The organism is Mycobacterium sp. NGS22 (genome assembly GCF_059813095.1).
This window is the reverse complement of sequence record NZ_JCALDY010000013.1, coordinates 26,942-53,935: the sequence shown is the minus strand read 5'-3', so window position 1 is coordinate 53,935 and position 26,994 is coordinate 26,942. Positions and strand designations below refer to the sequence as shown.

Genomic DNA, 26,994 nt, shown 5'->3' with positions numbered 1-26,994 from the left:
ACGTTCACTCCGAAAACCCTGACTTCACAACCAAAGCCGTCATTGCCCACGCCAACCCCGTTCCTCCATCACCACTCTCACTCGGCGCACGATTTCGGCAGGCCGATTCTCGACGACGATGCGGACTATGATCCAGCCCATCTGCTCGAGCATCTCCAAGCGCCGAATGTCGTACACATATCGTCCGCGTTCGGTCTGGTGGTGCTTACCCTCGTATTCCACGCCAACCAGAAACTGTTCCCAACCCACGTCCACGTGCGCGAACGGAATCCCGTCCTTGCCCAGTACCGGGATCTGGGTCTGCGGCCGCGGGAACCCGGCTTCGATCAAGAGCAGCCGAAGGTAGGTCTCCCTCGGCGACTGCGCACCCGCGTCGACGAGTTCCAGCGCGGTCTCCAGACGTCGCAGACCTGGCGAGCGCGGGTGGCATCGTGCGAGTTCCAGTACATCGGGCACTTTGAACCCCGTCGCAGCCGCCAGCGCATCCAGTCGAGCAACCGCTGAGTGCAGTGCTCCCCTCCGGCCGATGTCGAATGCGGTGCGCTCCGCCGTGGTGACCGAACGGCCGTCGATCGTCTGCTTTTCACCGTCCAACAGCAGACACCTTCTGGTCACGATGCCACGGGGTGGTCGAGAGTTGTTACAGATCAATTCGATTGGGACGTCTCGGGGAATCCACCTGGCGCCGTGCAACGCAGCCGCGGCCGCACCCGCGACCGTAGCGCCTCCCTTGCACCACAGCCAAGCCGCCGCGATGCGCTGCTCCAGTAACGGCTCGGCCCGCGCCGCGAGGTAGACGTCGGGCAGCAAAGCGCGGTATCGCGTGCGCAGCTGATGGCGATTCAAGGTCCCACCGGCCAGCGCCCTGCTGCCGAAGAACGGCTCCTCCATGACCGGCAGAGTCCCACGGACAAGGCAAACCGCGCATTCGGCTATCCACAGCTACAACACGCCTACGCAGTCGCGCGCGATGGCCAGCTCCTCGTTGGTCGGCACGACCAGCACAGAGATTCGCGACTCGTCCGACGAGATGCGCCGAGCGCCGCTGCCGGTCGCGTTGCGGTCCTCGTCGAGCTCGATCCCCAACTCGCGCAGCCCGGCCAGAGCGTCCCGGCGCACCGCCACGTCGTGCTCACCGATCCCGGCGGTGAAGCTGATCACGTCGGTGTGGCCAAGCACCGCCAGGTAGGCGCCGATGTACTTGCGCAGCCGGTGGATGAACACGTCGTAGGCCAATTTGGCTGCGGCGTCGCCGGATTCGATGTTGGCGCGCAGCCGGCGGAAGTCGCGTTCACCAGCCAGGCCCTGCACACCGGACTTCTTGTTGAGCATCGTCTCGATCTCGTCGACGCCCATCTCGGCGGTGCGCCACAGGTAGCTGATGACGCCGGGGTCGACATCGCCGCTGCGGGTGCCCATCACCAGGCCCTCCAACGGGGTCAGACCCATCGACGTCTCCACCGGTCGGCCACCCACCACCGCCGACGCCGACGCGCCGTTACCCAGATGCAGCACAATCTGATTCACGCTGTCCAGAGGTCGGCCCAGGAACGCAGCGGCCTGCTGGCTGACGTATTCATGTGAGGTGCCGTGAAATCCGTACCGCCGGATCTGATAAGCAGCGGCCAGGCCCCGGTCGAGGGCATAGGTGGCGGCCGCCGCGGGCAGATGGTGAAAGAAGGCGGTGTCGAACACCGCGACATGGGGCACCTCGGGCAGCAGCTTGCGTGCCACTTCGATGCCCGTCAAGGCCGGGGGATTGTGCAACGGCGCCAGCGGCGAAAGCTGGTGTAGCTCTCCGACCACCGCGTCGTCCAGGCGCGTCGGTTCGTGGAATCTGTTGCCGCCGTGCACGACTCGGTGCCCAACCGCGACCAGCCCGCTGTCGTGCAGGTCGATGCCGTCCTCGGACAGCAGGTCGAACGCACGGCGCAGCGCCGCTTCGTGGTCGGCAACCGACGACGAGGGTTCCCCGATCTGCTCTACCACGCCGCCGGCCCGCGACTCCCCCGAGTCTGGATCGACGAGCTGAAACTTCAGCGACGACGAACCGGAGTTGATCACCAGCACCAGACGGTCACTCATCGGGGATACCCTGCGCCTGAATCGCCGTGATTGCAACGGTATTGACGATGTCCTCGACCAGCGCGCCCCGAGACAGGTCGTTGACCGGCTTGCGCAGACCCTGCAACACCGGCCCGATCGCGATGGCACCGGCGGACCGCTGCACCGCCTTGTAGGTGTTGTTCCCGGTGTTCAGGTCGGGGAAGATCAGCACCGTGGCGCGCCCGGCCACCGGCGAATCGCGCATCTTGGTGGCCGCGACCGACGGATCCACCGCGGCGTCGTACTGGATTGGACCTTCGACCAGCAGCTCCGGTTCCCGGGACCGCACCAGTTCGGTTGCCTCGCGCACCTTGTCGACATCCGCGCCGGATCCCGACGAGCCGGTGGAATAGGACAACATCGCCACCCGGGGGTCGATGCCGAACTGCGCGGCGGTGCGCGCCGAGCTGATCGCGATGTCGGCGAGCTGTTCGGGCGTCGGGTTCGGAACAATTGCGCAGTCCCCGTAGGCCAGCACCCGATCGGGCAGACACATCAGGAAGATGCTGGACACGGTGGACACATCGGGAACCGTCCGGATGATCTCCAATGCGGGACGGACGGTGTGAGCGGTGGTGTGCACCGCACCGGACACCATGCCCTCGACTATCCCGTTGTAGACCAGCATGGTGCCGAAATACGTTGCGTCGTTCATGATCTCGCGGGCTTGCTCGACGGTGACGCCCTTGGCCTTGCGCAGTTCGGCGTACTGCTCGGCGAATTGTTCGTGCAGGTCGCTGGAGCGGGGGTCGATCACCGTCGCCGCGTCCAGACTGACACCGAGTTCGGCTGCGCGCGAACGGACTTGCGTCTCGTCGCCCAGGATCGTCAGGTTGGCGACCTCGCGCTGCAGCAGGCGCCCGGCGGACTTCAGGATTCGGTCGTCCTCACCCTCGGGCAGCACAATGCACTTGCGGTCCGCCCGCGCCTGCTGTTGCAGCTGACGGGTGAACATTTGCGGCGTGATCACCGTGGGGATGGGAATGGCCAACTGCTCCAACAGGTCCGCGACGTCTACGTGGCGGTCCATCAGTTGCAGCGCCGTGTCGATCTTGCGTTGCGACGAGGCGGTGACCCGGCCGCGGGCCGAAGCCGCGGCGCTGGCGGTGTCGTAGGTGCCCAGCGTGGTGGCGATGATCGGCAGCCGCAGACGCAGGCCGGACACCAGGGCCGCTATCGAAGGATGCAGGTCGAAACCGCCGTTGAGGATGATGCAGGACAGCGACGGAAACCCTTGCGCCGCATGCGCACTCGCCACGGCCAGCACCACGTCCGAGCGGTCACCGGGAGTGATCACCGCCATGCCGTCGCGCAGCCGTTCCAGCACGTGGTCGGCGGTCATCCCGGCGACCATCACGCCCATCACCTCACGTTCCCGCAGCGTGGCGTCACCACTGACCGGTGTGCCGTTGACCGCGTCGCACAGTTCGGCCACCGTCGGAGCCGCCAGCAGCGGTTCCTCGGGCAATACATAGCTGCGCGGGGTGAACTCGCGCAGTGCCTCCCGGACCGCGTCCAGCTCGTCGGGTTCACACCGGTTGGCCACCACCGCCGCGGTGTGCGCCCGCTGCGTCGACAACTCCGCCAGGCAGACCTCGACGACGGCAGCGACCTCCTGCGGGGTGCGGTCCTTGCCGCGCACCATCAGCAGCACCGGCGCACCCAAGTTGACCGCGATCCGGGCGTTGACCGCGAACCCGGCCGGTGTCGTCGCGCCGCCGATGTCGGTGAAATCGCTGCCCACGATCACCACCGCGTCGCACTTCTCGGCCATCGCGTGATACGCGTCGGCGATGCACGACATCGCCGCGTCGCCGTCGTCGTGCAGTTGCTGGTAGGTCACCCCGACGCACTGTTCGTAGGGCAGGCCCGCAGTCGAGTGGTCGAGCAGCAACTCCAAGATGTAGTCGCGGCCGTCCCCCAACCGCGTAATCGGCCGGAACACACCGACTTTGGCGACGGTCGCGCCCAGGCGGTGCAGCAGGCCGAGCGCAATGGTCGACTTGCCGGTCTCGGCTTCGGGTGCGGCGATGTAGATCCCGGAGATGTCAGCCAAGTTTGCGCAACCTGGGTTCGAGATCCTTCTCGAAGAGCTCCAGGAAGCGCCGCTGATCGTGCCCGGGCGCGTGGAACACCAGGTGGTTGAGGCCCCACTGCACGTACTGTCCGACCTTCTCGACCGCCTCGTCGGGATCGGAGGACACGATCCAGCGCTTCGCGATCTGCTCGATCGGCAGGGCGTCGGCGGCCTTCTCCATCTCGATGGGGTCGTCGATGCTGTGCTTCTGTTCGGCACTCAACGACAACGGCGCCCAGAACCGGGTGTTCTCCTGGGCCAGCTCGGGGTCGGTGTCGTAGGAGATCTTGATCTCGATCATCTTGTCGATGTCGTCGACGTTGCGGTCGTTGATCTGCGCTCCCTCCCGGACCGCGGGCATCAGCTTCTCGGTGTAGAGCTCCTCACCCTTGCCGGACGTGCAGATGAAGCCGTCGCCGGCGCGGCCGGCGTACTTGGCCACCGCCGGGCCGCCGGCCGCGATGTAGACGGGGACGCCGCCCTCGGGCACGTCGTAGATGGAGGCGCCCTTGGTGCGGTAGTACTCGCCGTCGAAGTCGACGCGGTCGCCGCGCCACAATTCGCGCATCAGCCGCACGGACTCCCGCAGTCGGGCGAACCGCTCCTTGAACTCCGGCCAGTCCCCCTCGTAGCCGGTGGCGATCTCGTTGAGCGCCTCCCCGGTGCCGACGCCGAGGAAGACGCGGCCCGGGTACAGGCATCCCATCGTGGCGAACGCCTGCGCGATGACGGCGGGGTTGTACCGGAAGGTCGGGGTGAGCACCGACGTGCCCAGCTGCAGCCGCTCGGTGCGCTCCCCGACGGCGGTCATCCACGCCAGGGAGAACGGCGCGTGCCCGCCCTTGTGCCGCCACGGCTGGAAATGGTCGCTGACGGTGGCGCTGTCCATGCCGTGCGCTTCGGCGAGGACGGCCAGTTCGACGAGCTCGCGCGGTGCGAATTGTTCGGCGGACGCCTTGTATCCGAGTTTCAGTTCAGCCACTGTTTCTTTCTACTCCTACACTTCCCGGCATGACGGACCTAGTACAAGTCACCGACAGCGTCCACCTCGCCCACGGCGAAGCGGTCAACTGGACGCTGGTCACCGACGACACCGGCGTGATGCTGATCGACGCCGGCTACCCCGGCGACCGCGAGGAGGTGCTGACTTCGCTGCGCACGCTGGGCTACGGTCCTGGCGACCTGCGCGCGATCCTGCTCACCCATGCCCATATCGACCACCTGGGCACCGCGATCTGGTTCGCCAGGGAGCACGGCACCCCGGTGTACTGCCACGCCGACGAGGTGGGGCACGCCAAACGCGAATACCTGGAACAGGTCAAGATCAGCGATCTCGCCCTGCGCCTCTGGCGGCCCCGCTGGGCGGTGTGGACCGCCCATGTGGTGCGCAGTGGTGGGCTGATCCGCGAAGGGATCCCGACCACCCAGCCGCTGACGCCCGATGTCGCCGCCGCGTTGCCCGGCCGTCCGCGACCCGTGTTCAGCCCCGGCCATACCAACGGCCACTGCTCGTATCTGGTCGACGGGGTGCTGGCCAGCGGGGACGCGCTGGTCACCGGACACCCATTGCTGCGTCAGGAAGGCCCGCAACTGCTGCCCGCCATCTTCAGCTACAGCCAGCAGGAGTGCATCCGCACGCTATCGGTGCTGGCCGAGGTGGAGACCGAGATCCTGGCTCCTGGCCACGGGCCGCTGTGGCGCGGCCCGATCCGCGAGGCCACCGATGCCGCGCTACAGAAAGCGCGTTAGTCCGCCAGGTGCTCGCGCAGTGTCGTGCCGGTGTATTCGGTGCGATAGGCGCCGCGCTCCTGCAGCAGCGGCACCACCCGGTCGACGAATTCGTCGAGACCGTGCGGGGTCAGGTGCGGCACCAGGATAAACCCGTCGCAGGCGTCGGCCTGAACGTAGCGGTCGATCTCGTCGGCGATATGCGTTGCGGTGCCGACGAATTGCTCTCGGCTGGTGACGGCGATGATCAGCTCGCGGATGGACAGGCCCTCCGCTTCGGCTCGCTCCCGCCACCGGCGCGCCACCTTCACCGGATCCCCGTGGCGCACGCGTCCCTGGGTGATGTCGCTGTCGAGGACCGGATCCATCTCGGGAAGGGGACCGTCCGGGTCGTAGTCGCCGAGTTCGCGGCCCCACACCTGCTCGAGCATCGCGATCGCGGTGGCACCGCTGACCTGCTGATGGCGAATGTGGCGCGCCTTGTCCCGCGCTTCGTCGTCGGTGTCGCCCAGGACGAAGGTAGCCGCCGGAAAGACCTTGAGCTGGTTGGGATCCCGGCCGCTGGCCCGGGCCCGGCCCTTGACGTCGGCGTAGTAGCGCTGCCCGTCTTCCAGCGAACCGTGCAGGGTGAACAACGCGTCGGCGTGCCGCGCGCCGAACCCGCGGCCCTCGTCGGAGTCACCGGCCTGCAGCAGCACCGGGTGACCCTGCGGACCGGCCGGCAAGGTCGCGTAACCGCGCACGTCGAACTGTGAGCTCGAATACTCAACGCTACGAATGTGTTTGGGATCGACATAGACCCCGGCCTCGACGTCGGCCAGCACGGCATCGGGCGCCCAACTGTCCCAGAAGGCACGGGCGGCGGTCAGGAACTCCTCGGCCCTGCGGTAGCGGTCGGCGTGGCCCAGAAACCCGCCGCGGCGGAAGTTGGCCCCGGTGAACGCATCCGAGGAGGTGACGATGTTCCACCCGGCCCGCCCCTCGGACAGATGGTCCAGGGTGGCGAATTGCCTTGCCACCTCGAATGGTTCGTTGAAGGTGGTGTTGATGGTGCCGGTCAGGCCGATCCGGTCGGTGACGCCGGCCAGCGCCGCCAGCACGGTGAAGGTGTCCGGGCGGCCCACCACATCCAGATCGTGGATGCGGCCACGGTGCTCACGCAGCCGCAGCCCCTCGGCGAGGAAGAAAAAGTCGAACAAGCCTCGTTCGGCGGTGCGGGCCAGGTGCACGAACGAGTCGAACTCGATCTGACTGCCCGACGTGGGATCGGTCCACACGGTGGTGTTGTTGACGCCGGGGAAGTGAGCGGCCAGGTGAATGGGCTTGCGGCTCATGGTGTGATCCCCCACCGCCGCGCGATCAGTTCGTGGGAGCGCAGCCGGTCCTCATGCCGATGGGTGACCGAGGTGACGACGAGTTCGTCGGCGCCGGTCACCTGTTGCAGCGCCGCGAGCTTTTCGGCGACCTCGTCCGGATCGCCGACGAATTGCGTTGCGGTGCGGTCTTTTACCATCTCCTGTTGTTCGTCGGTCAGCGGTTCACAGTCGTCGGGATCCGGGTACGGCGCGGCACCACCGGTCCGGACGGAATAGACCCAGCGGCCGTAGCTCGATGCCAGACGCCGAGCGGTGGCGGAGTCGTCGGCGACGACGATGTCGGCCGACACCGCAACGTAGGGGCGCTGCAATGACTTCGACGGGACGAAGGCTTCGCGGTAGGCGTCGATGGCTTCCAGCGCGGTGGCCGGGGTGATGTGGTAGCTGCCGACGAACGGCAACCCGAGCGCTCCGGCCAGCGCGGCGCTGGGTCCTTTGGTGCTGCCGAAGATCCAGGGTGTCAGGTCGGCGCCTTCCCCGGGCGTGGCGTGCAGGTGGTGGCCGTCGACGTGGTAGTTGCCGGTCAGCATCGCGATGATGTCGCCGACCATCTCGGCGAAGTCCGGTGTCACCGCCTCGGGCTGCTGCAGGACCGACATGGTCGCCTGAATCTGGCCGAGACCCAGCATCTTTCGGAGGTCGAACGGCGTGGGGATCACCACTCCGTCGACTTCGTGCCAAACGCGGGGCGGCTTCGGCTCCCGCCGCTTGGGCTTGTCCTGCTTGGCACGCCGCTGACCGGAGCGCCCCACGCCCAGGTCGATACGGCCCGGATAGAAGGCGTCGAGCATCCCGAAGCTCTCCACCACCGAGGCCGCGGTGTGATGACCCAGTTGCACGGCGGCCGAACCCACCCGGATCTTGTTGGTAGCAGCGGCGATCTGCCCGATCAGCACCGCCGGCGCCGCACTGGCGACGGCGACGAAGTGGTGCTCGGCAATCCAGAAGCGGCGGTACCCCCACCGCTCGGCGCGCTGCGCCAACTCGACTGTGTTGCGCAGCGCGGTGGCCGCGTCGCTGCCGGAGCTGATCGGCGACAGGTCCAGTATCGACAGCGGGATCATCGATTCACCCCCGTGTACCGATTGGGCGCCGCCGGCAGGCCGAGCCGTTCCCGCAACGTCTCACCGTCCCGGTAGGCGGTCCGGAATTGCTTGGCGCGCTGCAGGAGCGGCACCACGTCATCGACGATCACCGGCAGGTCCGTGGCGTTGACGGCCGGCCGCAACCGCACGCCGTCGATCCCCAGAGTCTGCCAGTGCAGCACCATGTCCACCAATCCCGTTGCGGTACCGGACCAGACCAGCGTGTCGGACACAAAGTCAGCATTGTCGTGAAACGAAACCACCACGTCCGCAAACACTTTCAGTCGTGTTGATGGTATCTCGGCGAGGATGCCGCGCAGTGAATCGGCATCGGTGGGCGTGACGAACACGAGGTCGGCGCTGTCGGCGGCGAACTCGTAGACCGGGCCGGCGTGCGCCAGCGCGGCCACCACCGGCTGGCCCTGCGGCGGGCGCGGCGTGATCGACGGACCCTTGACCGAGAAGAACTTTCCGGTGAAGTCGATGTAGTGCAGCTTGTCCCGGTCGACGAAGCGTCCGGTGGCGGCGTCGCGGATCACCGCGTCGTCCTCCCAGCTGTCCCACAGTCGGCGTACCACCTCGACGTAGTCGCGGGCCTCGGCGAACAGCTCGGCCGGATCGACGGTCCGCCGGCCGAACAGCGCCGCCTCGTGGCTGGTCGAACTCACCCTGGGCTGCCAGCCGGCCCGGCCGTGTGACACGAAGTCAAGGGTGGCAATGGCTTTGGAGATGTGGAACGGCTCGGTGTGGGTGACGGTGGCGACCGGGATCAACCCGATGTGCCGGGTGGCCGGGGCGATCCGCGCCGCGACCAGCACCGCGTCGCCGCGGCCGGCGAGACGCTCGGGACGAATCCGCTCACCCCGTCCGATCTGCGGCATCAGGGTGTCGTCGATGGTGAGGAAGTCGAGGAAGCCGCGTTCGGCGGTGACCGCCAGGTCGGCCCAGTAGCGGCCGCTGAGCACCGACCCGGCGGTGCCCGGCGTGACGCGCCAGGCCTGTGGGAGCCAGCCGTGCCCGTCGAGGGCCACCCCCAGATGCAAAGTCATGAAAGCGCCTTCAGGAAGGCGATCGGCAGCACCGGGCCCCGGGTCGGCAGCGGTTCGGCCAGCTGGGTGTATCCGGTCGAACGGTACAGCTGCACGGCCTCGGGTTGACGGTCGCCGGTGATCAGGTAGACCCGCCGATAGCCGCTGGCGGCGGCTCCGGCTTCCAGCGCGGCGACCAGCGCGGCGGCGTACCCGCGGCGGCGATGATCGCGGTGCGTCCAGACGCGCTTGATCTCGGCGGTCTCGTCGTCGTACCGGCAGAATGCGCCTCCGGTCACGGGCTGCGCGTCGACCATGCCGATCAGCATGCCGCCGTGCGGCGCCGCGAACTCCCCGTCCGGGCCGTCGACCAGCCAGTCGCGGTAGCGACGCCGCTCCCCGCCGTACCGGTCGGCGTACTCGTCGGCCAGTTCGTCCAGCAGCGGCTGCGCCAGCGGGTCGCTCAGCGCGACGGGCACAAACCGCAGCGCCGAAGGTGTGGACATCACGTAACTGTCTAACGCGCGTCGGCTGGAAGCATTCCGGTGAGGTATCGCGGGCTGACGGCGACATCGTGCGGGCTCATGCGCCGACGACCCGCCAATCCGATGGCGGCGACCAACTCGAGGATGCTGCGGTCGGTGACCTGCCAGCCCCGGGCGGCCAGGTTCTCCGGGATGGAATGGAACTCGGCGTTGTACGTCAACTTGGTCAGGTCGACGTCCAAGCCCTGGCCGCGCCACTGGTCGATGAAGGCCCGCCCTTCCTGCAGCTGCATGGGGGTCCACGGCAGGTAATCCGCGGCGAACCAGCTACCCGGGGCGCTGACCGCGCTGACGTCACGAAGCAGGCGATCCTGCGCATCGGGCGGCAGATAACCGACCAGCAGGTTCTCCGCGATCCACATGGTGGGCTGGGCCGGATCGAAGCCGGCACGACGCAGCGCCGTCAGCCAATCTGCGCGCAGGTCGACACCCACCGCGCACCGATGCGCGCTCAGCTTGGCACCCAGGTCGCGCAATACCCGCACCTTGAAGTCGACCACATCGGGCTGGTCGAGTTCGTACATCCGCGTCCCGGCCGGCCACCAGAGCCGGTACGCGCGGGAATCCAGCCCGCAGCCCAGGTTCACCGCCTGCCGAATTCCGGCCCGGGCGCCGCTGGTGAGGAACTCGTCCAGGAACCGGCCGTGCACCCCGAGAATGTTGATCATCCCCGACATCATCGGATTGTCGCCGCCGTCGGCCGCGTACTGCTCGTCGTCGATCAACCGGATGAAGTACTCCACCCCGGCGGCGCGGACCAGCGGAGCGGCGAACGGATCGTTGATCAACCCCTTGTTGGTGGCGACCGCGCGGGCGGTCGCGCCGAACGTCGCGGTCATTCCGACGCCGGTGAACAGATCCCAGGTGTCGCCGTCCTCGCGTACCACGTGTCCGGCCTGTCAGCCGTCCAGTGCTTTGAAGGCGGCTCGCCATCCGAGCAGGAACATCGCGGTCACCGTCGAGGCGACCGCCACGAATGCCGCGGCCACGCTGGCCGAACTGGCTTTGCGCAGCGCCATGCCGGTCACCACGGTGGATAGCCAGACGATCACCCCGGTCGGCGCCACGTCGGTGGGCCGTCGCCACGCGCGCGACGCCAGCCAGCCGATGGCGGTGCCGGTCAGAAACGGCCACGCCGTCTCCGCCAACCCGCCGACGCTGACGCCTTCGTCGTGGCTACGGCGGCCGAGGGCACAGAAAGCAAGGATCGCCACGACGTCTACGCCCAGCCAGGCCGGCCCACGACGTGGTTGCATGCAGCGAGACTACCGGTCCCGGGCAGGATTGAGGGATGAACACAGACGCGCCGCCGACCTTTGATCCCTACGACCCGCTGGGTCTGGACGCGTCGTTGTCCAGCGACGAGATCGCCGTACGGGACACGGTGCGGGCCTTCTGCGCCGAGCACGTCACCCCGCACGTGGCCGAGTGGTTCGAGGACGGTGACCTGCCGGTGGCGCGGGACCTGGCCAAGCAGTTCGGCGAATTAGGGCTGTTGGGAATGCATCTGGAGGGCTACGGGTGCGGCGGGGCGTCGGCGGTGCACTACGGGCTGGCCTGCCTGGAACTGGAGGCGGCCGACTCCGGGATCCGGTCGCTGGTGTCGGTGCAGGGTTCGCTGGCGATGTTCGCGATCTGGAACAACGGGTCCGAGGACCAGAAGCAGCAGTGGCTGCCGGGTATGGCGGCCGGTGAACTGATCGGCTGTTTCGGGTTGACCGAGCCCGACGCCGGCTCCGACCCGGCCGCGATGACGACCCGGGCCCGGCGTGACGGGTCGGACTGGGTGCTCAACGGGCGCAAGATGTGGATCACCAACGGTTCGATCGCCGACGTCGCCGTGGTGTGGGCCGCGACGGACGACGGCGTGCGCGGCTTCGTCGTCCCCACCGACACGCCCGGCTTCTCCGCGAACACCATCCACCACAAGCTGTCGCTGCGCGCCTCGATTACCAGCGAGTTGGTGCTCGACGACGTCCGGCTGCCCGAGGACGCCCTGCTGCCCGGGGCAACCGGACTGCGCGGCCCGCTGGCGTGTCTGTCGGAGGCGCGCTATGGAATCGTCTGGGGCTCAATGGGTGCGGCACGCTCGGCGTGGCAGTCCGCGCTGGACTACGCGTCGCAGCGCACCCAGTTCGGCCGCCCGATCGCCGGGTTCCAGTTGACCCAGGCCAAGCTGGTCGACATGGCGGTCGAACTGCACAAGGGACAGTTGCTGTCGCTGCATCTGGGCCGGCTCAAGGACAGTGTGGGTCTGCGTCCCGAACAGGTCAGCTTCGGCAAGCTCAACAACACCCGCGAGGCCATCGAGATCTGCCGGACGGCACGAACGATATTGGGCGGCAACGGAATATCGCTGGAGTACCCGGTGATCCGGCATATGGTGAACCTGGAGTCGGTGTTGACCTATGAGGGAACTCCGGAGATGCACCAACTGGTGCTCGGCCAGGCGTTCACCGGCGTGGGCGCGTTCCGGTAGAGGGGTAGCTGATGAGAGTTCTGTTGAGCGCTGCCCTGGCCGCCTTCTCGGTGATCTTGTGCCCCACGGCACAAGCCGACCCGGCGCTGCCGACCATGACTTCGACCGGCAGCGGACCCGTGGTGGGCGGTGGCGCCAACGCCGCAATTGCGCAGCAGCTGTACAGCTTTCACGACGCCAATATCCAAGAGGTCGACGGTAACGACGCGGCGGCATTCATCACGGCCGCTTCGGGTGTGGCCAACCGCGACGTCGCGACGGTGTTTCAGCCGTTGCAGCGGTCCCTGGGTTGTCAGGTGAACGGGACCGGGTTCGGGGCGCGGGCCTATCGTCGGGCCGACGGCAACTGGGGTGGCGGCATGCTGGTGATCGCCAAAAGCAGCGTGTCCGACGGTGAAGCGCTGAAGGCGTGCGTCAAGAACAGTTGGCGTAGGGCGACGGTGGGCACCCCGACGTCGATGTGCAACAGCGGCTGGAGTTACCCGCCCTACAGCGACATCAAGCGCGGCGAAGGCTATTTCGTGCTGTTGGCAGGTAGCAACTCGGACTTCTGCAGCGGACCTAACGGCAACTACCGGACCACCGCGAGTGCCTGGCCCACCTAGAAGGGTGGGGGTTCGTCGTCGGGGCCTGGTGGTGGGCTGGTGTCGGTCCAGCCGGTGACGCTGGCGTGGCGGTTGGCCATGCGGGCTTGGTGGTTGTGTCGGCGTTCGGCGGTGACGCGCTGAGCGCGGTTTTGGGCGCGGGTGCGGCGGCGTTTGGGCATCATCGCGCCGCGTTGGGCGCAGTGGTCTTGGGGCGCAATGGTTTCGGGGGTGGGCATGCCGCCGACGGCGGTGCACAGGCTGGGGAACAGCAGGGCGCTGCCGGGGGTGGTGACGTGGGTGTCGCCGGCGGGGGAGGTCAGGATCAGGGTGCCGTCGGGTAGTTGTTGTTCGGTCCAGCCCCAGAAGGTTTTGACCAAATGGTGGGTACGGCAGTAGCACTTGGTGTTGGCCGGGTGGGTGGGCCCGCCTTGCGACCACGGGATGGTGTGATCCAGGTCACACTGGGTGGCGGGAACGTCGCAGCCCGGCCAGCGACAGGTCAGGTCCCGGCAGCGCACGAAATCGGCCAACGCTTTCGACGGGCGGTAGTGCGGTTCGGGGGCGCAGTACCCGGGGTGGATCAGCGGCACCTGTTTGGCGGTCTGGGCCAGTTCGGCGAGCAGTTCGGGGGTGATGAGCCCTTCGGCGCCGATCATCGCCGCCGGGTGGTCGGCGGTGCCGTTGAGGCTGTCGTGGGTGGCGATGACGTGGATGACGACCGGGCCGGCCGGTGGGCGGGTGGCCGCGGTGCAGTCCGGGCGGTCGCAGCGGCAGGCCAGGCGCTCGTTGCCGGCGGCTAGGGCCCCGATGGCATCGGCGCGGCGTTGGGTGCGGGTGCGCGGGTCATGGCAGCACACGGTGGCCGCCAGCGCGGACAGTTTGTCGTCCAGGGCGCGGGCATCGGGGCTGGCCAGGTGGCCTTGGATGTCGCTGAGGCCTTCGAAGTCTTCTCCGATGTAGATCTCGCGGTCGCGCTGGCGTTTTTTGCGCCGGCGCACCGCATCGAGGTCGAGGCGGGCCACGATCTTGTCGACCTGCGCCGAGAGCCGCCAGCCGCTCAGGGCGGGCCAGCGGGTGATGTTGGTGGCCACCAACGCATCCACCCGGGCCAGCACCTGGGGGTCCTCGATCAGATCGGTGCGCGAGACCACCGTGGCGAACGCCGAGAAACCGATGTCCCCGCGCTCGAACACCGCCGCGGTCTGGGGCAGGCGTTCCCCCATGGCGCGGGCATAGTGGACTTTGCCCGAGGCCCAGGACTGGCTGATCTTCAGGCCTGCGGCCACTTCGGCGGCCACCGCGGCCGTGGTGTCGATCGCCCACGCCTGGGTTTCGGCGCTGCGGGAGAGCCGATAGCTAAACAGCTGCCAGATCGCGGCCAGCTGGGTGGCCTCGGCCTGGTTGATCAGCCGATCGGCGTTTTGAATATGGGTCATCCACGCCGTGGACGCCGCGGTGGTCTCGCTCAACGCCTCCCGATGGGCGAACACCGCCCCCATCGACTCCTCGAACTGCGCCACCTTCGCCGCGGCAGCAGCCTCCGGATCCGATTGTTCGAACATACGTTCGATACTACCACAGGTTGCAGAAGGCCGCGAACCCCCAGTGCATGCGGGCCGACCGTGGGGGCACTCATTAGGCTGCCGCGCATGAAAGCAGTCGTCGTCGGCGCCGGAATCGCCGGACTTGCGGTCGCCAGCGGACTGCAGCGGGCGGGCTGGGAAGTCCAGGTCCTGGAACGGTCGGCCGATTCGCAGCCGCCGCGCGCCGGATTGTCCATCTTCGGCAACGGTTTTCGGGCTCTGGACGAGCTCGGCCTCGGGCCGGCCGTCCGGGCGATCTGCGCCGACGTGCCCCCGTTCACCAAGTCGGGCATCCGCAAACCCGACGGCGGGTTCGTCGTCACGTTCGACAAGGCGGCATACGAGCACCTGCGCGCGGTCGACCGCACCGAGCTGCACGCGGCGCTGCTGGGCACCCTCGCCCCCGGCACCGTGCAGTGGGGACAGCGCGTCATCGAGGTCAGCGACGGAGCCATCCGGACCGACGACGAGAACGTCGCCGCCGGTGCAGACCTAATCGTCGGAGCCGACGGCATCCGCAGCCGGGTCCGCGCGAGCCTGCCGCAGGACCGCCCGACCCGCCGTTGCGGCTACGGGGTGTGGCGCGCTCTCACGTCCCGGCCCGTGCCCATCGGCGAGGGCGGCGAGACGTGGGGTGCCGGCGAGCGATTCGGGCTGGCCCCCCTCAAGGACGGCCGGGTGTATTGGTTCGGTGTCGCGGACTGCGCGAAAAACGAAACCGGCGTCGAAGCTCTCGACGAGGTCCGAACCCGCTTCGGTCACTGGCACGAGCCGATCGCCGAACTGATCGATGCCACCGATCCCGGGGCCGTCCACTACACCCACGCCGAAGAACTCGAGGGACCGCTGAAGTCCTACGTGCACCGCAACGTCGTGCTGATCGGTGACGCGGCGCACGCAATGTCGCCGAATCTCGGCCAGGGCGCCAACCAGGCACTCGAGGACGCCGCAACCCTGTGTGCCCTACTCACCAACCAGGATCTGGGTCAGGCGCTGCAGAGATACGACCGGCTCCGTCGTCCCCGCACCCAGCGCATCGCGCGCGAATCGCACGCCATCGGCATCGCCGGCCAGTGGCGTCATCCGCTGCTGGTCTGGGCACGCGAAACGGGCATGACACTGGTTCCGAACTGGATTTTCAGCCGCCGGACTCTCCGACTGCAGGAATGGAAAACGTCCACCTAGAAAATTAACGGTGTGTAAGGTTAGCCTGTCCTGCACCAAATCTGCGTCGCGACTTTCCCAGGGGCCTTACACATGCTGATCGAGATGACCGGCGTCAGCAGGACCTATCAGCGGGGCCAGGAGCTGGTCAAAGCGGTCGACAACGTCACCTTGTCCCTCGGCACCGAGAAGCTGGTGGCCATTACGGGACAGTCGGGTTCGGGCAAGAGCACGCTGCTGCACCTCATCGGTGGCATCGACCGTCCCGACCAGGGCTCGATCACGGTCGACGGCGAGGAGCTGTCGCGCAAGAGTGACGACGAACAGTCCGAATACCGGCGCCGCAAGGTGTCGTTCATCTTCCAGTTCTTCAACCTGCTGCCCACGCTGACCGCCTGGGAGAACGTGGCCATGCCCCGGGTGCTGGACGGGTCGTCGATCAAGGAGGCCCGCCGGGACGCCTGCGAATTGCTGGAGATGGTGGGGCTGGGCGACCGCATCGATCACAAACCCTTCCAGTTGTCCGGGGGTCAGATGCAGCGCGTCGCCATTGCCCGCTCGCTGATCATGAAGCCGGGTGTGGTGCTGGCCGACGAGCCGACCGGCAATCTGGATTCGGAGTCCGGCAAGAACATCCTTGCGTTGTTGCGCAAGATCGCCGACGAGGGCGCGTGCTCGGTGCTGATGGTGACGCACGACCCGACGATCGCGGCCGCCGCCGACCGCGAAATCGTCATGCGTGACGGCAAAGTCGTCGAATCCGCATGATCGCCCGCTTCAGGCTGCTCAACCTGCGCTACGCGGTTGCGCACTGGAAACGATCGTTGAGTTGCGTTGCGGCGGTGATGATTGCGACCGCGTTGTTGGTGGCCATCGCCGGAATTTACAGCTCGTTGACCAAATCGGTGGCGACGATGTCCGAAGACCTCTACGGCAGAGCGGCTTTCGAGGTCACCGGCGCGGCCGACAGTGGTATGCCCGAATCGCTGGTCGCCGAGTTGCACGCGGTCGACGGGGTGGCCGCCGCCGAGCCGATCGTGAAGGCGACGGTCAATGCTCCCCGTTCCGGCACAACGCTTCTCGGTGTCAGCCCCGATATCCGGGTGCTGGACAACCGGGTGGGCAACGAACTGGTGCAACAGGCCGATCAGAGCAAGCTGGCCGGCGGCGCGATCGCCGGCCCCGGCCTGGGCACCGCTGCCGGCGCCCAAGTGGAAGTCAACAACACCCGTGTGAACGTGGTTTTCGTGCCCAAGGGGGATCTCGCCGAGAAGTACAACGCGGGAGACTATTTGATCGTCCCGCTGCCGATGGCGCAGCAGCTGCTCAACCAACCCGGCCGGGTGACGTCGGTGTTCGTCGTGGCCAAGCCGGGCGCCGACCTCAAAGCGTTGAGCGCCGATCTGGTTCGGGTGGTCGATCACCGCGCGGTGGTCGCCGAACCGCAGTTCCGCGTCGCCCAGACCGACAACTCCGTCTCGCTCACCCGCGACACCTTGCTACTGGTCGGTTCGATCGCCCTGGTGGTCGCGATGTTCATCGTCTTCAACACCATGAATATGGCTGTGGTGCAACGCCGTCCGATGATCGCCACGCTGCGCGCGCTGGGCGCCAGGCGCGGACAGTTGGCCAAGGACCTGCTGCTCGAGGTGGCCCTGCTCGGCTTTCTCGGTGGCTTGCTGGGGGCGCCGCTGGGTGCGGCGATGAGCTTCCTGGCGATCAAGCGTCTGCCGCCGTTGATGCTGCAGTCGGTCGACGTCAAACCGGACTACTTCTTCCCGGGAACCGCGATCACAGTGGTGATCTCGCTGGGGATCGTGGCCTGCGTGCTGGGCGCCGCCTGGCCGGCGATGATGGTCTTCCGGGCATCGCCGATCGCCGCGATGCGACCGGTGGAACTGGAAAGCCTGGGTGCCGACCGGAACCGCCCGCATTGGCTCGGGGTGGTCGTCGGGGCGCTGCTCACCGGCGCGGCGTTCTTCGTCGCACTGCGTCTGCACGACGAAAAGACTTTCGCCGGAGGTGTTCTGGTGCTGGTCGGTGTCCTCACGCTGTGCTGGGCGCTGGGTCCGGTGCTGGTGGCGTTGAGCAGCCGGATCGCCGCGCTGATGGGGCCGGCCGGTCAGGTCAGCCGCTCGACGATGACGGCGTCGGCCAAACGGACGTGGGCGAACCTGATGATCGTGATGATCGCGGTGGCGCTGGGCAGCGTGACCAGCGGCGTGCTGACCGACGTGGTCGACTCCACGGGAAATGCCTTCGCCTCGTTGGCCGGTGCGGACATGTACCTGTCCGCGGCATCGAAGGAAGTGGTGCCGATCAGCCCGCTGATCCCCCAGGGGACGGACCGGGAAGTGCGGGCGATCCCCGGTGTCGTCGACGTCAAACCGGTCCAGTACGCCTTCGTCAACGTCGGCAGCGACCGCGTTCTGGTGGTCGGCTCCGACCCCGGCACAGTGACCCCCGCCTTCGCCGCGATGGAGCACGCGGTCCGCGCCAAGGTCGAGGCCGGCGACGGCATCGTGGTATCGCGACAACTGCTCAGGCGCCTGGACCGCCGAGTCGGGGACACGCTGACCCTGAGCACCCCGTCCGGTGAGCAGAGCGTGCAGATCCTCGGTGTGGTCGACTATCTGACCACCGAACGCGGCATGATCGCAATGTCGTTGTCGCACATGAAATCCTGGTTCCAGCGTGACGGCGCCACCTACCTGGAAGTGCACGTCGACAATCCCGGCGACGTGCCCGCCGCGCTGCGACAGCTCGAAAAGGTCGCCGCGGCAAAGGGTTTGTTCGCCTTCAGCGGACAGGACGCCGTCGACTCGGGCAAGGGTGCGGTGGCCCAGATCGGCTCGCTGGCGGTCTTCGTGCAGTGGATCGTGGCGCTGTTGGCGGCGATGGCGCTGTTCAACGCGTTCATGATCTCGGTGATCGAACGCAAGCGGGAGATCGGCGTGCTGCGCGCCATGGGTGCGTCGCGGCGCTACATCACCAAGTCGATCCTGGTGGAGTCGACCAGCATCGCGTTGCTGGGCGGCGCACTGGGCATGCTGACCAGCGTAGTGGTGCATCGACTCGGCACGCTGATCATGAGTTCGGTCACCGCTATCACCGTGCGGTATTCGTTCTCGCCGCTGGACCTACTCACCGTCGTGGTCGCGGTGATCCTCTGTTGGAGTGGGGCTTTGCTCCCCGCGTCTCGTGCCGCGAAATCGACCATCGTGGACGCCTTGGAAGTGGAGTAGCCCGTGGAGGAGCGCCAACTGATGACCGACGCCCGCCCGGCGCCACCGGCCGGGCCATCCGGGCTAACCGGGTTTCTGCAGAAGCCCAGTGCGGAACGGCTGGAACTGGTGCGGACCTGCCCCGGCATCGACGCGCCGGCCACCTGGCGCCTCGCGCAGTTCGTGGCGTTCTCGCGGCCCAGGACGTGCATCCCGGGCATGCTGGGCTTCTATCTCGCCAGTGTCGTCGCCGGCCAGGTCTCACCACTGGCCCTCGTCGTCGGGATGATCGTCTCCTACCACATCGCCGCGATAGCGAACCTCTACAACATCTACACCGACATCGCCGAGGACAACGAGAACATCCCGTCCCGGGTGTTCGAACTCAGCCGCTACGGCCGCGACCGGCTGTTGCGCCACACCCACCTGCTGGCCGCGATCAACTTCGCGCTCTCGCTGCTGGTCAATCCGTGGTTCGCGGCCCTGACGTTCCTGGCTTTGATTGGCTGCCAACAGTATTCGTTCCGACCGTTGCGCATGAAAGCCCGCGCCCGGATCGGCATCCTGTATTTCGCGAACGCGGTGGCGTATCCGTATGTGAGCGCGGTGCTCGCCTCGGATCTGAGGTTCGCTGTGCTGACCGACCCACAGTACTGCGCGTTGGCCCTGTACCTGTTCGTCTGGTTCTGCGCCAAGGGCCTCACCAAGAATGTGCCGGATTACGAAGGGGACAAACGGGTCCACGTGACGACGTCGGCGACGTTGAGCGCCACCAGGCGCCGCGCCGCGATGATCGCCGCGGTCGCGACCGTGCTGGTGTACGCGGCCATCGTGGTTCCGGTGGGTGCCGGCTTCCTCGCCGCCAAGTATCTGATCGCCCTGATCTGGTTGCCAGTGGCGTGTTTTCAAGCCTGGCGTCTGGTGCACACGGTCGATCAGAAATCGTCGAACGACATGCTGCGTGACGACATGTTCGTCTCGGTCGGATATCTGTCGACGCTGATCCTGATCGAACGAATCTCGTTCGTCTCGGTCGCGGTGGTGGTCACCGGATTCGCCATCATGCTGCTCACCGACCGGCTGCGGCTGGACACCAGGCGTGCGGAGGACTTCGAAACGCCATGAGGGTCAAGCGGATTACTCACCACGGCGACCCCCGGAAGCTGCGAATGGATTTCGATCTGTCCCGCAACGAACTGCACCTCGACCCCCTCCCGCAGGTGCTGGAATTACTCGCTACCAGCGCGGTCACCCTCAGCCATTACCCGCAGCACCACCATGTCGCGGAACTGACCGCGGGCATCAGCGCCCTGCACGGCGTCCCGCGAGACCAGGTCGTCATCGGTCCGGGCAGCGTCGGCGTGCTGGACGCGATCCTGCATGCCGATCCGGTGCGAGAGTCCACGATCTTCGGGTTGCCGACGTTCGACGAGTACGCGGTGCTGGTCGCGCGGGCCGGCGGCGTCCCGGTCGGGGTGGCCAGCGACCCGCCGGGGACCCAATCGCTAAACGGCATCCTTTCCCATGTCGACGCGTCGACCCGGCAGGTGATCGTCGCCGCGCCACACAGCCCCACCGGCGCCACGGTGAGCCTGGCCGACCTCGCCGCGTTGCGCCACGCTCTACCCAAACATGTTCTGCTGGTTGTCGATCAGGCCTACGCGGAGTTCGACGAGACCCTGCCTCCCGACGCGGTGGGTCGCCTGGTGACCGAACTCGACGGCGTCGCGGTGCTGCGTAGCTTCTCCAAGGCATACGGTTTGGCCGGTCTGCGCATCGGCTACGGAGTCTTCAGCGGCGCCGCACTGGCCGGCCGGGTGCGCTCGGCCGTCCCGACCTACTCGGTGAACTCGGTATCGATGATCGCTGCGGCCGAGTCGCTGCGGCATCAGGGGCCGCTGACCGACCGGGTGATGCGCGTGGTCGCAAACCGGAAACGGTTGGAGGCCTTTTTGATCGACCAGGACATGGACTGCGGGATCGCCTCGCAGGGAAACTTCGTGTGGGTGCCCGCGCAGGATTCGCACACACTGTTCCGGCACGCCCTGAACGACGGCATACTGGTGCGGGAATATCCCGGCTTCGGCGTGCGGATCACGGTTCAATCCGACGCTTCGGTGGATGCCGTCATGGCGTCGTTGAGCACCTACAGCCCGATCAATGTATAACCGGCATCTGTTCTCCAACGCGCTTGGGCGACAGCGGTTCGCCGACGAGTTGGTGGACTATCTGATCGCCCTCGGTGTCGAATACATCTTCGGGATGCCGGCCGAGTCGGTGAACTCGTTGATTCACGCCGCGGGCAAGCGCAGCGAGATTCAGGTCGTCACCACCCGGCACGAGACCGCGGCAGCGCTGATGGCCGTGGGCTACGCGAGAGCGTCCGGCCGGCTCGGGGTGTGTTTCGGCACCGCGGGACCCGGGGCGACCAACTTGGTTGCCGGCGCCTACGAGGCATTCCTCGGCCGAATTCCGTTGCTGGCCATCAGCGGTCAGGTTCCGGTGGCCAGCATCGGCCGCGACACGTTCCAGGAGATCGACTCCGAAGCGCTGTTCCAGCCCTGCACGTCCTCGTCGGTGCTGATCCACTCCCCCTCGCAGTTCGAGCGATTCGCGCGGTCCTGCGTGTCGGCGGTGCACGAATCCACCGCCTGCCACGTCGCGATTCCCGGCGATGTGCTCTACGCGCCGATCGGTGGCAACGAGACGGGATTCTTCGTACCCAAGCCGCCGACGCCCGCGCCGGCGAGTAAGGAAGAGTTGCGCTCGGTCACCGAGTTCCTGAAGTCCGACGACCTGGCCATCGTGCTGTCCTGCGCCGATGCCGCGTATGTCAGCCTGGTACAAGGACTTTCGGAGCGGCTCAGTTGCCCGATGTACGACGTCGCGGGCACCGGCGTGATCCCGGCGGGTGACGTGCTGGTGGTGGGACGTTGCAGCCCATTGCTGAAGCACCGTGTCCACGGGCACGCGAACCTGCTCGAACTGACCGACCGCCGGTTCACCGGCAAGGCTTTGCCGTACATCAGGCAGGTCGTCTGCGACGTCGAAGCCACGCTGCTGACACTGCTGGACCTGGACCAGCCAGAACACGAAACCGCAAGCGAAGAAACGGTATTCACCGACCTGCCGGACGACGCCGGCATGTCCAGCATCGCCGGGATCCCCGGTGCGGCCCTGCCGATGGGCATCGGGGCCGCGCTGGCCGGGAAGTCGCGCAGCGTCGTGGTGACCGACTATCCGAACCTGAGCCAATTCGTCGCCGAACTGTCCAGCCTGGTGACGGTTGACGCGAATGTATCCATCCGCTGCCAGGTCGACGAGCCCGAAATCCTCTCCAAAATAAGCTATCTCGGCGCCGCGATGGGTTTGAGCACCGGCACCGCCCGCACGGAAGGCCCGGCACTCATCGCCGTGCGGCGCAACGCACCGGCCGCGCCGGCGGCGCCGGTACGTCCCGGCGAACGGTCACTCGCTGCGGCACTGCAGACGAATCTCGTTGCGCCGGTACAGATCAGCGACTTCTGCGCACCGTCACTGCCCGCGTTCGGTACCGCGCAGCGCAACGCCAACGTCCAGGCGCCATCGATGAGCGCGGCCGGGCTGCGCAAGGCAGGGCGTCCCTCGGCCGGTACGGTCGCCGCGACCGGACCCGCACTGCTGTTGCAGCTCAACGGGATCTACGACGCGGCGCTGGACAACGCCCGCATCCTGGTCGTCACCGTCGAGACCGACACCTGGCATCTCGACGCGCAGCGGGTGCTCGACGAGGTCACCGTGGCGCACTACGTTGTCGATGACGTGACGACGGCGGCCGCGACGGTCAGAGCCGCGTGCGCGGCCGCCGCGGCGCCGGGCGGCGGCGTGGTGCATCTGCAGGTCCGACGCGACGCGCTGGAAACACGATGGGACGACTGCGACAGCCGGACCGAGATACCGGCCCCGAGGCCGGCCCCGCCGGACCATGCGGCGCTGGACGAGGCGATCGCCGCGATCCGCTCCGCGCCCCGGGTGGCCGTCGTCGCCGGTCGCGGCGCCGCCGGTTGCACGGACCTACTCACCGAGCTGTCGGCCCTGCTGGGCTGCTCGGTGCACCTGACGATGGGCGGCGACTCGGTGGTGGACAGCCCCGGCCTGCGCGCCCACGGCCGCGTCGGCGGCTCGGGTGACCTGCGCGCGTTCCAGCAGGTCGCCCGCGCCGACGTGCTGCTGCTGGTCGGCGTGTCCAACCGCGGGTCGGCCTTCGACCTGGGCGCAACCGGGCGCACCATCGTGGTCAACGTCGACCCCAACGCGATGCTGCGACTCAAAGAGCAGGACATCTGCGTGCTGGGCGACGCGGTGACCACGCTGGAGGCGATGGTCGGCGCGCTGCGCGCCGACGCTCCCGAGCAGCCGTCGCCCCCGCGGCCACGCCGCCGCCCCCGGCTGCGCCCCGTCGAACGCGCCCCGCTGCGCGCGTCCAACCTCACCCAAGCCATCGACGACGAGCTCGCCCGGTTCGACGGGATCTCCACGGTGTGCGCGGACGTCGGCGTCAACACGCTGTGGGTGTACCGGTACATCACGTCGATGACGCGCAGCATCTGGTCGGCATCGTTCGGCACCATGGGCTTTGCGGTCCCGGCGGCGATCGCAGCGGCCAAGAACACCGACACCCGACTGGTGGTCGCGGTCGCCGGCGACGGCGGAACATCGGTGACGCTCAACCAGATTCGCTCATCGGTCGGTGTCACCAAACCGGTGGTCTTCGTCGTCGTCAACAATCTGGCGCTGGCCGCGATCAAGTTCGAGAGCGAGATCATGGGCTGGCCGGACCGCGGCTCGGCGATCCCGGACATCAACTTCGCGCAGTACGCCGCGTCCGTCGGCATCGAGTCCCGCCGGGTCGACACCCTGCGCGATTTCCGCGCCGCCTTCAACGAGGCGATCAGCGTGAACCGGCCCTACCTGATCGACGCGCGGTGCGTGCTCAACGACGCCCCGGTGCAGGCCGGCCGCAAGCACTGGCGCCAGGTCGCCGGGTTCTTCGTCGCCTGGTCCAAAGAGGGCCGCGACGGGGCCGGCACGTTCGGCGAGGTCACCCGCGCCGTCGTGGCGGGCAAGCTGTATGAGAAGGGCATCGCGGACTAGGCACGCGACACCGTAACCGGCAGTCCGCCCTTGACCATCACGGAGAAGGTGAACTGCGGTTCGGGCTGCCAACCGTCCGGCACGCTCAACCGGTAGCGCTGGAACAGGATGGTCAGGAAGAACTGCGCCGCCATGTAGGCCATCGTGGTGCCCAGGCAGAAGTGTTGTCCCGAGCTGAACGGCATGAACGCCAGCCGTGGCCGCGCTCGCACCTGGTCGGGGTCGGTGAACCGGGTGGGGTCGAACCGGTCCGGGTCCGGCCACCATCTCGGGTCGCGGTGCACCACCGACATCGAGGCACCGACCAGCGTGTACTTGGGCAGCCGATAGCCGCCCAGCTCGTTGTCGGTCATGCAGAACCGCGGGAAGAACGGGTGTCCCTGCATCCGCTGGCCCTCGTCGAAGCAGGCCCTGGTCCAGCCCAGCCGGGACACGTCGTCGAAGGTGGGCAGCGACCCGCCCAGCACATCGATCTCCTCATACAGCCCGGCCAGCTGGTCGGGGTTCGTCAGCAGCAACGCCACCGTCCAGCTCAGTGCCGCGCCGGTGGGGTCATACGCGCCACCGAGCAGTCCGACGATCTCGGCGGCCAGGTCGGGCCGGGAGATGGGCGAGCCGTCCTCGTAGCGGGCCTCCAGCAGTGTGTCCAGGAAGTCCGGGGTCTCCAGCGGGTTTTTCTTGCGGTCCTTGATCAAGCGTCCGACCAGGCGATAGATCCGGGTCAGCGCCGGCAGCAGGCTGGATCGCCCTTTGTGCGGCAGCAGATTGGGGAACGGCACCATCAACGTGGTCATCCCGAGCAGGCCGGTGATGGCCCGCATGTCGGCGTCAAGACGGCGCAGTTCCCGTTCCCCGATCGAGGCCGAGAACAACGTCTTCAGATAGACCTTCAACGTCAACAGCGATATCTCGTACTGCAGGTCCACCGGCGCTCCGGTGCCCGCGAAGGATCCCCACCGGGTGAGCCGTTCGTCGAATTCGCTGCTGAAGATGTCGGCCATCGTGGTCAGGTGCCGACGGGTGAACATCGGCATCAGCATCTTGCGGCGTTCCCGCAGCTTGGGCCCTTCCAGCATGATGCTGTTCGCGCCGATCACCTTCAGCAACGGACCGAGCAGGTCGTAGCGGCTGTAGCGGCCCTCGGAGTCATCCATGAACTCGCACAACAGGTCCGGGTGGGTCACCGCGACCATGTCCAGCAACGGCATCGGGATGCGGAACATGTCGCCGTAGCCGGCCGCACCGCGACTGATCAGCTCGAAGGGATCCTTGCGCAGCTCGAAGAAGGAGCCGAACACCGGCAAGCCCTTGGGACCGGGCGGCAACGGCGCCGGACGGCCGGAACCGCGCGCGGCGCTGAGCAGCGTAGGCACCGACAGCCGGGTCGGCCACAGCGGGTCCTCGCGCGTCCGCGGTGCGACGACGGGGGCTAGCACGGGCGGGAGGCCGGTTGGCTCGTCGCTTTCCTGCTCGTAGGGCCGGTACGGCGGCTCTTCCGCAGCGGTCAACGTGTCACAACCTTTCGTTAGGCACGCCTAAGTTACCGCGGCGGCCAGGTCGGCGGCGAACCGCGTTGCCTGCCGCACGGTGATGCTCGCCGAGGTGATCCGGATGCCGCACCGGGGACGGTAGGGATCGACGGCGAAGATGTCCCCGGGCTGCACCGCCCAACCTGCCCGCGTCAGCCGTGCGACCGTCGCGTCGACCGTCTCCGGGTCGGCAAGGTCCACCCACAGATTCAGCCCGTCGGGCGAACCCAGCGGCGAAATGCCCTTGGCCGCAAGCGCTTCCGCGAGCACGTGACCGCGTTTGGCGTAGGTTCGCCGGGCACGGCCCAGCCGTGCGACCGTCGCGGCATCGGTGAGCATGTGCGCTGCCGCCGCCTGCAGCAGATGACTCACCCAGGTCTTGCCCGCCCGCAATCTGGCGCCGATCAGCGCAGCGGTCTGCGGGTTGGCGGCCACCATCGCGACCCGGATGTCCGGGCCCAGAAACTTGGCGACGGAACGCACCAGCGCCCAGTTGTACGTCGAGGGCGGGGTCACCCGGCAGTACGGCGCCGACGACACCAGCGAAAAGTAGTCGTCCTCGATGACCAGCACTTCCGGATAGTCCGCCAGCACCGCCCGCAGCGCCGCGGCACGCCGCTCGTCGATGCTCACGCCGGTCGGGTTGTGTGCTCGAGGGGTGACGATCACCGCCCGGGCACCGCGATTGGCGATCGCGTTGCGGAGTCCGGCCACCGTCATGCCGTACTCGTCGACCGGGACGGGCACCCGCTGATAGCCGTTGAGCCGGACGGTACCGATGCTGACCAGAAAGCACGGGTCTTCGACGGCGACCGCGTCCCCGCGGGTCAGGCAGATGCTGAGCACGCGCTCCACGGCGTCGACGGCGCCGTGGGTCACGACGATGTCGGCCGCGCCGACGCTTTCGACATCGGGCGCGAACATCCGCTCGGCCACCGCCATCAGCCGGGGTTCGACCGCCGGCGCCCCGTACAGCGTGGGCCGGTATTGCGAGCGGCGCAGCGCCGCAAGCAGATCGGGCAACAGCCTGAGATCCGGGTTTCCGCTGGCCAGATCGACCAGCCCGGACGAGGGCAGCTGCTCGGCGTCCAGGTCGGGCATCTCGGCGATCGCGGTCCCGCGGCGCCCCTCGGCAACCGCCACACCGGCCGACACAAGTTGCCGATACGCCGCGGCGACGGTGTTGCGGTTGACCTGAAGTTCGGTGGCCAACGCGCGGATCGGCGGCAGCACCGCGCCCGGCGCGAGATCCCCGCGCGACACGAGATCACGGACGCTGTCCGCGATCGCGCTGGCGGTCGACCCGGAAATCGGCGGCACGGGAGTCAATGTACCGGCGCCGACGCGCCC

General features: G+C 67.6%; 22 protein-coding genes. 9 read left to right on the top strand and 13 right to left on the bottom strand.

The window, feature by feature from the left end; genetic code table 11:
- Window positions 1–39: 39 nt before the first annotated feature.
- The 4 genes from AC5Y47_RS14290 to fgd are packed head-to-tail and all read right to left on the bottom strand — an operon-like array spanning window position 40 to window position 5,165.
- On the bottom strand, window positions 40–891 hold the full coding sequence (locus AC5Y47_RS14290; protein ID WP_499944656.1) for a putative endonuclease domain-containing protein: 852 nt from the start codon (window positions 889–891) through the stop codon (window positions 40–42).
- 51 nt (window positions 892–942) lie between these two features.
- Window positions 943–2,085 (bottom strand): acetate kinase, encoded by a 1,143-nt coding sequence (locus AC5Y47_RS14285; protein ID WP_499944655.1) that lies wholly within the window; start codon window positions 2,083–2,085, stop codon window positions 943–945.
- On the bottom strand, window positions 2,078–4,162 hold the full coding sequence (gene pta, locus AC5Y47_RS14280) for a phosphate acetyltransferase (RefSeq protein ID WP_499944654.1): 2,085 nt from the start codon (window positions 4,160–4,162) through the stop codon (window positions 2,078–2,080). Before pta ends, AC5Y47_RS14285 begins: the two co-directional genes overlap by 8 nt.
- Window positions 4,155–5,165: a glucose-6-phosphate dehydrogenase (coenzyme-F420) gene (gene fgd / locus AC5Y47_RS14275; protein ID WP_499944653.1), complete on the bottom strand. Its 1,011-nt coding sequence runs from the start codon at window positions 5,163–5,165 to the stop codon at window positions 4,155–4,157. Before fgd ends, pta begins: the two co-directional genes overlap by 8 nt.
- Window positions 5,166–5,194: 29 nt before the next feature.
- On the opposite strand from fgd, the gene AC5Y47_RS14270 reads away from it, so the two are divergent.
- The gene (locus AC5Y47_RS14270) at window positions 5,195–5,932 is read left to right on the top strand and encodes an MBL fold metallo-hydrolase (protein WP_499944652.1); all 738 of its coding nucleotides are present in this window, start codon (window positions 5,195–5,197) and stop codon (window positions 5,930–5,932) included.
- Here AC5Y47_RS14270 and AC5Y47_RS14265 read toward each other — a convergent pair.
- From AC5Y47_RS14265 to AC5Y47_RS14240, 6 genes are read right to left on the bottom strand one after another with little or no spacing between them, the layout of a single operon-like run.
- Window positions 5,929–7,245 carry an NtaA/DmoA family FMN-dependent monooxygenase gene (locus AC5Y47_RS14265; RefSeq protein WP_499944651.1) on the bottom strand — a complete coding sequence of 439 codons (1,317 nt, stop codon included), beginning with the start codon at window positions 7,243–7,245 and terminating at the stop codon, window positions 5,929–5,931. The genes AC5Y47_RS14270 and AC5Y47_RS14265 overlap by 4 nt on opposite strands.
- Window positions 7,242–8,351: an LLM class flavin-dependent oxidoreductase gene (locus AC5Y47_RS14260; protein WP_499944650.1), complete on the bottom strand. Its 1,110-nt coding sequence runs from the start codon at window positions 8,349–8,351 to the stop codon at window positions 7,242–7,244. Before AC5Y47_RS14260 ends, AC5Y47_RS14265 begins: the two co-directional genes overlap by 4 nt.
- Window positions 8,348–9,421: an LLM class flavin-dependent oxidoreductase gene (locus tag AC5Y47_RS14255; RefSeq protein WP_499944649.1), complete on the bottom strand. Its 1,074-nt coding sequence runs from the start codon at window positions 9,419–9,421 to the stop codon at window positions 8,348–8,350. The genes AC5Y47_RS14260 and AC5Y47_RS14255 overlap by 4 nt, the downstream gene beginning before the upstream one ends.
- Entirely contained in the window at window positions 9,418–9,906 is a 489-nt protein-coding gene (locus AC5Y47_RS14250) for a GNAT family N-acetyltransferase (RefSeq protein WP_499944648.1), read from the bottom strand. The genes AC5Y47_RS14255 and AC5Y47_RS14250 overlap by 4 nt, the downstream gene beginning before the upstream one ends.
- Window positions 9,907–9,917: 11 nt before the next feature.
- Window positions 9,918–10,784 (bottom strand): SAM-dependent methyltransferase, encoded by an 867-nt coding sequence (locus AC5Y47_RS14245; protein WP_499944773.1) that lies wholly within the window; start codon window positions 10,782–10,784, stop codon window positions 9,918–9,920.
- A 60-nt stretch (window positions 10,785–10,844) separates the two neighbouring features.
- On the bottom strand, window positions 10,845–11,201 hold the full coding sequence (locus tag AC5Y47_RS14240) for a DUF3054 domain-containing protein (RefSeq protein WP_499944647.1): 357 nt from the start codon (window positions 11,199–11,201) through the stop codon (window positions 10,845–10,847).
- Window positions 11,202–11,236: 35 nt separating this feature from the next.
- On the opposite strand from AC5Y47_RS14240, the gene AC5Y47_RS14235 reads away from it, so the two are divergent.
- Together AC5Y47_RS14235 and AC5Y47_RS14230 are read left to right on the top strand one after the other, a co-directional pair.
- The gene (locus tag AC5Y47_RS14235; RefSeq protein WP_499944646.1) at window positions 11,237–12,424 is read left to right on the top strand and encodes an acyl-CoA dehydrogenase; all 1,188 of its coding nucleotides are present in this window, start codon (window positions 11,237–11,239) and stop codon (window positions 12,422–12,424) included.
- 11 nt (window positions 12,425–12,435) lie between these two features.
- Complete coding sequence (locus tag AC5Y47_RS14230; RefSeq protein ID WP_499944645.1) at window positions 12,436–13,029, top strand: hypothetical protein; 594 nt, start codon at window positions 12,436–12,438, stop codon at window positions 13,027–13,029.
- Here the strand turns inward: AC5Y47_RS14230 and AC5Y47_RS14225 are convergent.
- Entirely contained in the window at window positions 13,026–14,573 is a 1,548-nt protein-coding gene (locus AC5Y47_RS14225; protein ID WP_499944644.1) for an HNH endonuclease signature motif containing protein, read from the bottom strand. The genes AC5Y47_RS14230 and AC5Y47_RS14225 overlap by 4 nt on opposite strands.
- 87 nt (window positions 14,574–14,660) lie before the next feature.
- Here AC5Y47_RS14225 and AC5Y47_RS14220 point away from each other — a divergent pair, with 87 nt between their 5' ends.
- The 6 genes from AC5Y47_RS14220 to AC5Y47_RS14195 all read left to right on the top strand — a co-directional run bounded on the left by AC5Y47_RS14220 (window position 14,661) and on the right by AC5Y47_RS14195 (window position 24,115).
- Window positions 14,661–15,779: an FAD-dependent monooxygenase gene (locus AC5Y47_RS14220; protein WP_499944643.1), complete on the top strand. Its 1,119-nt coding sequence runs from the start codon at window positions 14,661–14,663 to the stop codon at window positions 15,777–15,779.
- Between the two features lie 72 nt (window positions 15,780–15,851).
- The gene (locus tag AC5Y47_RS14215; RefSeq protein WP_499944642.1) at window positions 15,852–16,526 is read left to right on the top strand and encodes an ABC transporter ATP-binding protein; all 675 of its coding nucleotides are present in this window, start codon (window positions 15,852–15,854) and stop codon (window positions 16,524–16,526) included.
- On the top strand, window positions 16,523–19,003 hold the full coding sequence (locus AC5Y47_RS14210) for an ABC transporter permease (RefSeq protein ID WP_499944640.1): 2,481 nt from the start codon (window positions 16,523–16,525) through the stop codon (window positions 19,001–19,003). The genes AC5Y47_RS14215 and AC5Y47_RS14210 overlap by 4 nt, the downstream gene beginning before the upstream one ends.
- Window positions 19,004–19,024: 21 nt before the next feature.
- Window positions 19,025–20,107 (top strand): UbiA family prenyltransferase, encoded by a 1,083-nt coding sequence (locus AC5Y47_RS14205; protein ID WP_499944639.1) that lies wholly within the window; start codon window positions 19,025–19,027, stop codon window positions 20,105–20,107.
- A 44-nt stretch (window positions 20,108–20,151) separates the two neighbouring features.
- Window positions 20,152–21,150 carry a pyridoxal phosphate-dependent aminotransferase gene (locus AC5Y47_RS14200; protein WP_499944638.1) on the top strand — a complete coding sequence of 333 codons (999 nt, stop codon included), beginning with the start codon at window positions 20,152–20,154 and terminating at the stop codon, window positions 21,148–21,150.
- The gene (locus tag AC5Y47_RS14195; protein WP_499944637.1) at window positions 21,143–24,115 is read left to right on the top strand and encodes a thiamine pyrophosphate-binding protein; all 2,973 of its coding nucleotides are present in this window, start codon (window positions 21,143–21,145) and stop codon (window positions 24,113–24,115) included. Before AC5Y47_RS14200 ends, AC5Y47_RS14195 begins: the two co-directional genes overlap by 8 nt.
- Here the strand turns inward: AC5Y47_RS14195 and AC5Y47_RS14190 are convergent.
- Both AC5Y47_RS14190 and AC5Y47_RS14185 read right to left on the bottom strand, forming a co-directional pair.
- Window positions 24,112–25,623 (bottom strand): cytochrome P450, encoded by a 1,512-nt coding sequence (locus AC5Y47_RS14190; RefSeq protein WP_499944636.1) that lies wholly within the window; start codon window positions 25,621–25,623, stop codon window positions 24,112–24,114. The two genes, AC5Y47_RS14195 and AC5Y47_RS14190, sit on opposite strands and share 4 nt — an antisense overlap.
- 27 nt (window positions 25,624–25,650) lie before the next feature.
- Window positions 25,651–26,964 (bottom strand): aminotransferase class I/II-fold pyridoxal phosphate-dependent enzyme, encoded by a 1,314-nt coding sequence (locus tag AC5Y47_RS14185; protein ID WP_499944635.1) that lies wholly within the window; start codon window positions 26,962–26,964, stop codon window positions 25,651–25,653.
- Between the last annotated feature and the right edge of the window lie 30 nt (window positions 26,965–26,994).

What these genes read in the sequence shown, in the direction of transcription:
- AC5Y47_RS14290 (WP_499944656.1), bottom strand. Translation starts at nt 891, where the DNA reads ATGGAGGAGCCGTTCTTCGGCAGCAGGGCGCTGGCCGGTGGGACCTTG.
- AC5Y47_RS14285 (WP_499944655.1), bottom strand. Translation starts at nt 2,085, where the DNA reads ATGAGTGACCGTCTGGTGCTGGTGATCAACTCCGGTTCGTCGTCGCTG.
- AC5Y47_RS14270 (WP_499944652.1), top strand. Translation starts at nt 5,195, where the DNA reads ATGACGGACCTAGTACAAGTCACCGACAGCGTCCACCTCGCCCACGGC.
- AC5Y47_RS14265 (WP_499944651.1), bottom strand. Translation starts at nt 7,245, where the DNA reads ATGAGCCGCAAGCCCATTCACCTGGCCGCTCACTTCCCCGGCGTCAAC.
- AC5Y47_RS14260 (WP_499944650.1), bottom strand. Translation starts at nt 8,351, where the DNA reads ATGATCCCGCTGTCGATACTGGACCTGTCGCCGATCAGCTCCGGCAGC.
- AC5Y47_RS14255 (WP_499944649.1), bottom strand. Translation starts at nt 9,421, where the DNA reads ATGACTTTGCATCTGGGGGTGGCCCTCGACGGGCACGGCTGGCTCCCA.
- AC5Y47_RS14250 (WP_499944648.1), bottom strand. Translation starts at nt 9,906, where the DNA reads ATGTCCACACCTTCGGCGCTGCGGTTTGTGCCCGTCGCGCTGAGCGAC.
- AC5Y47_RS14245 (WP_499944773.1), bottom strand. Translation starts at nt 10,784, where the DNA reads ATGACCGCGACGTTCGGCGCGACCGCCCGCGCGGTCGCCACCAACAAG.
- AC5Y47_RS14240 (WP_499944647.1), bottom strand. Translation starts at nt 11,201, where the DNA reads ATGCAACCACGTCGTGGGCCGGCCTGGCTGGGCGTAGACGTCGTGGCG.
- AC5Y47_RS14235 (WP_499944646.1), top strand. Translation starts at nt 11,237, where the DNA reads ATGAACACAGACGCGCCGCCGACCTTTGATCCCTACGACCCGCTGGGT.
- AC5Y47_RS14230 (WP_499944645.1), top strand. Translation starts at nt 12,436, where the DNA reads ATGAGAGTTCTGTTGAGCGCTGCCCTGGCCGCCTTCTCGGTGATCTTG.
- AC5Y47_RS14225 (WP_499944644.1), bottom strand. Translation starts at nt 14,573, where the DNA reads ATGTTCGAACAATCGGATCCGGAGGCTGCTGCCGCGGCGAAGGTGGCG.
- AC5Y47_RS14220 (WP_499944643.1), top strand. Translation starts at nt 14,661, where the DNA reads ATGAAAGCAGTCGTCGTCGGCGCCGGAATCGCCGGACTTGCGGTCGCC.
- AC5Y47_RS14215 (WP_499944642.1), top strand. Translation starts at nt 15,852, where the DNA reads ATGCTGATCGAGATGACCGGCGTCAGCAGGACCTATCAGCGGGGCCAG.
- AC5Y47_RS14210 (WP_499944640.1), top strand. Translation starts at nt 16,523, where the DNA reads ATGATCGCCCGCTTCAGGCTGCTCAACCTGCGCTACGCGGTTGCGCAC.
- AC5Y47_RS14205 (WP_499944639.1), top strand. Translation starts at nt 19,025, where the DNA reads ATGACCGACGCCCGCCCGGCGCCACCGGCCGGGCCATCCGGGCTAACC.
- AC5Y47_RS14200 (WP_499944638.1), top strand. Translation starts at nt 20,152, where the DNA reads ATGGATTTCGATCTGTCCCGCAACGAACTGCACCTCGACCCCCTCCCG.
- AC5Y47_RS14195 (WP_499944637.1), top strand. Translation starts at nt 21,143, where the DNA reads ATGTATAACCGGCATCTGTTCTCCAACGCGCTTGGGCGACAGCGGTTC.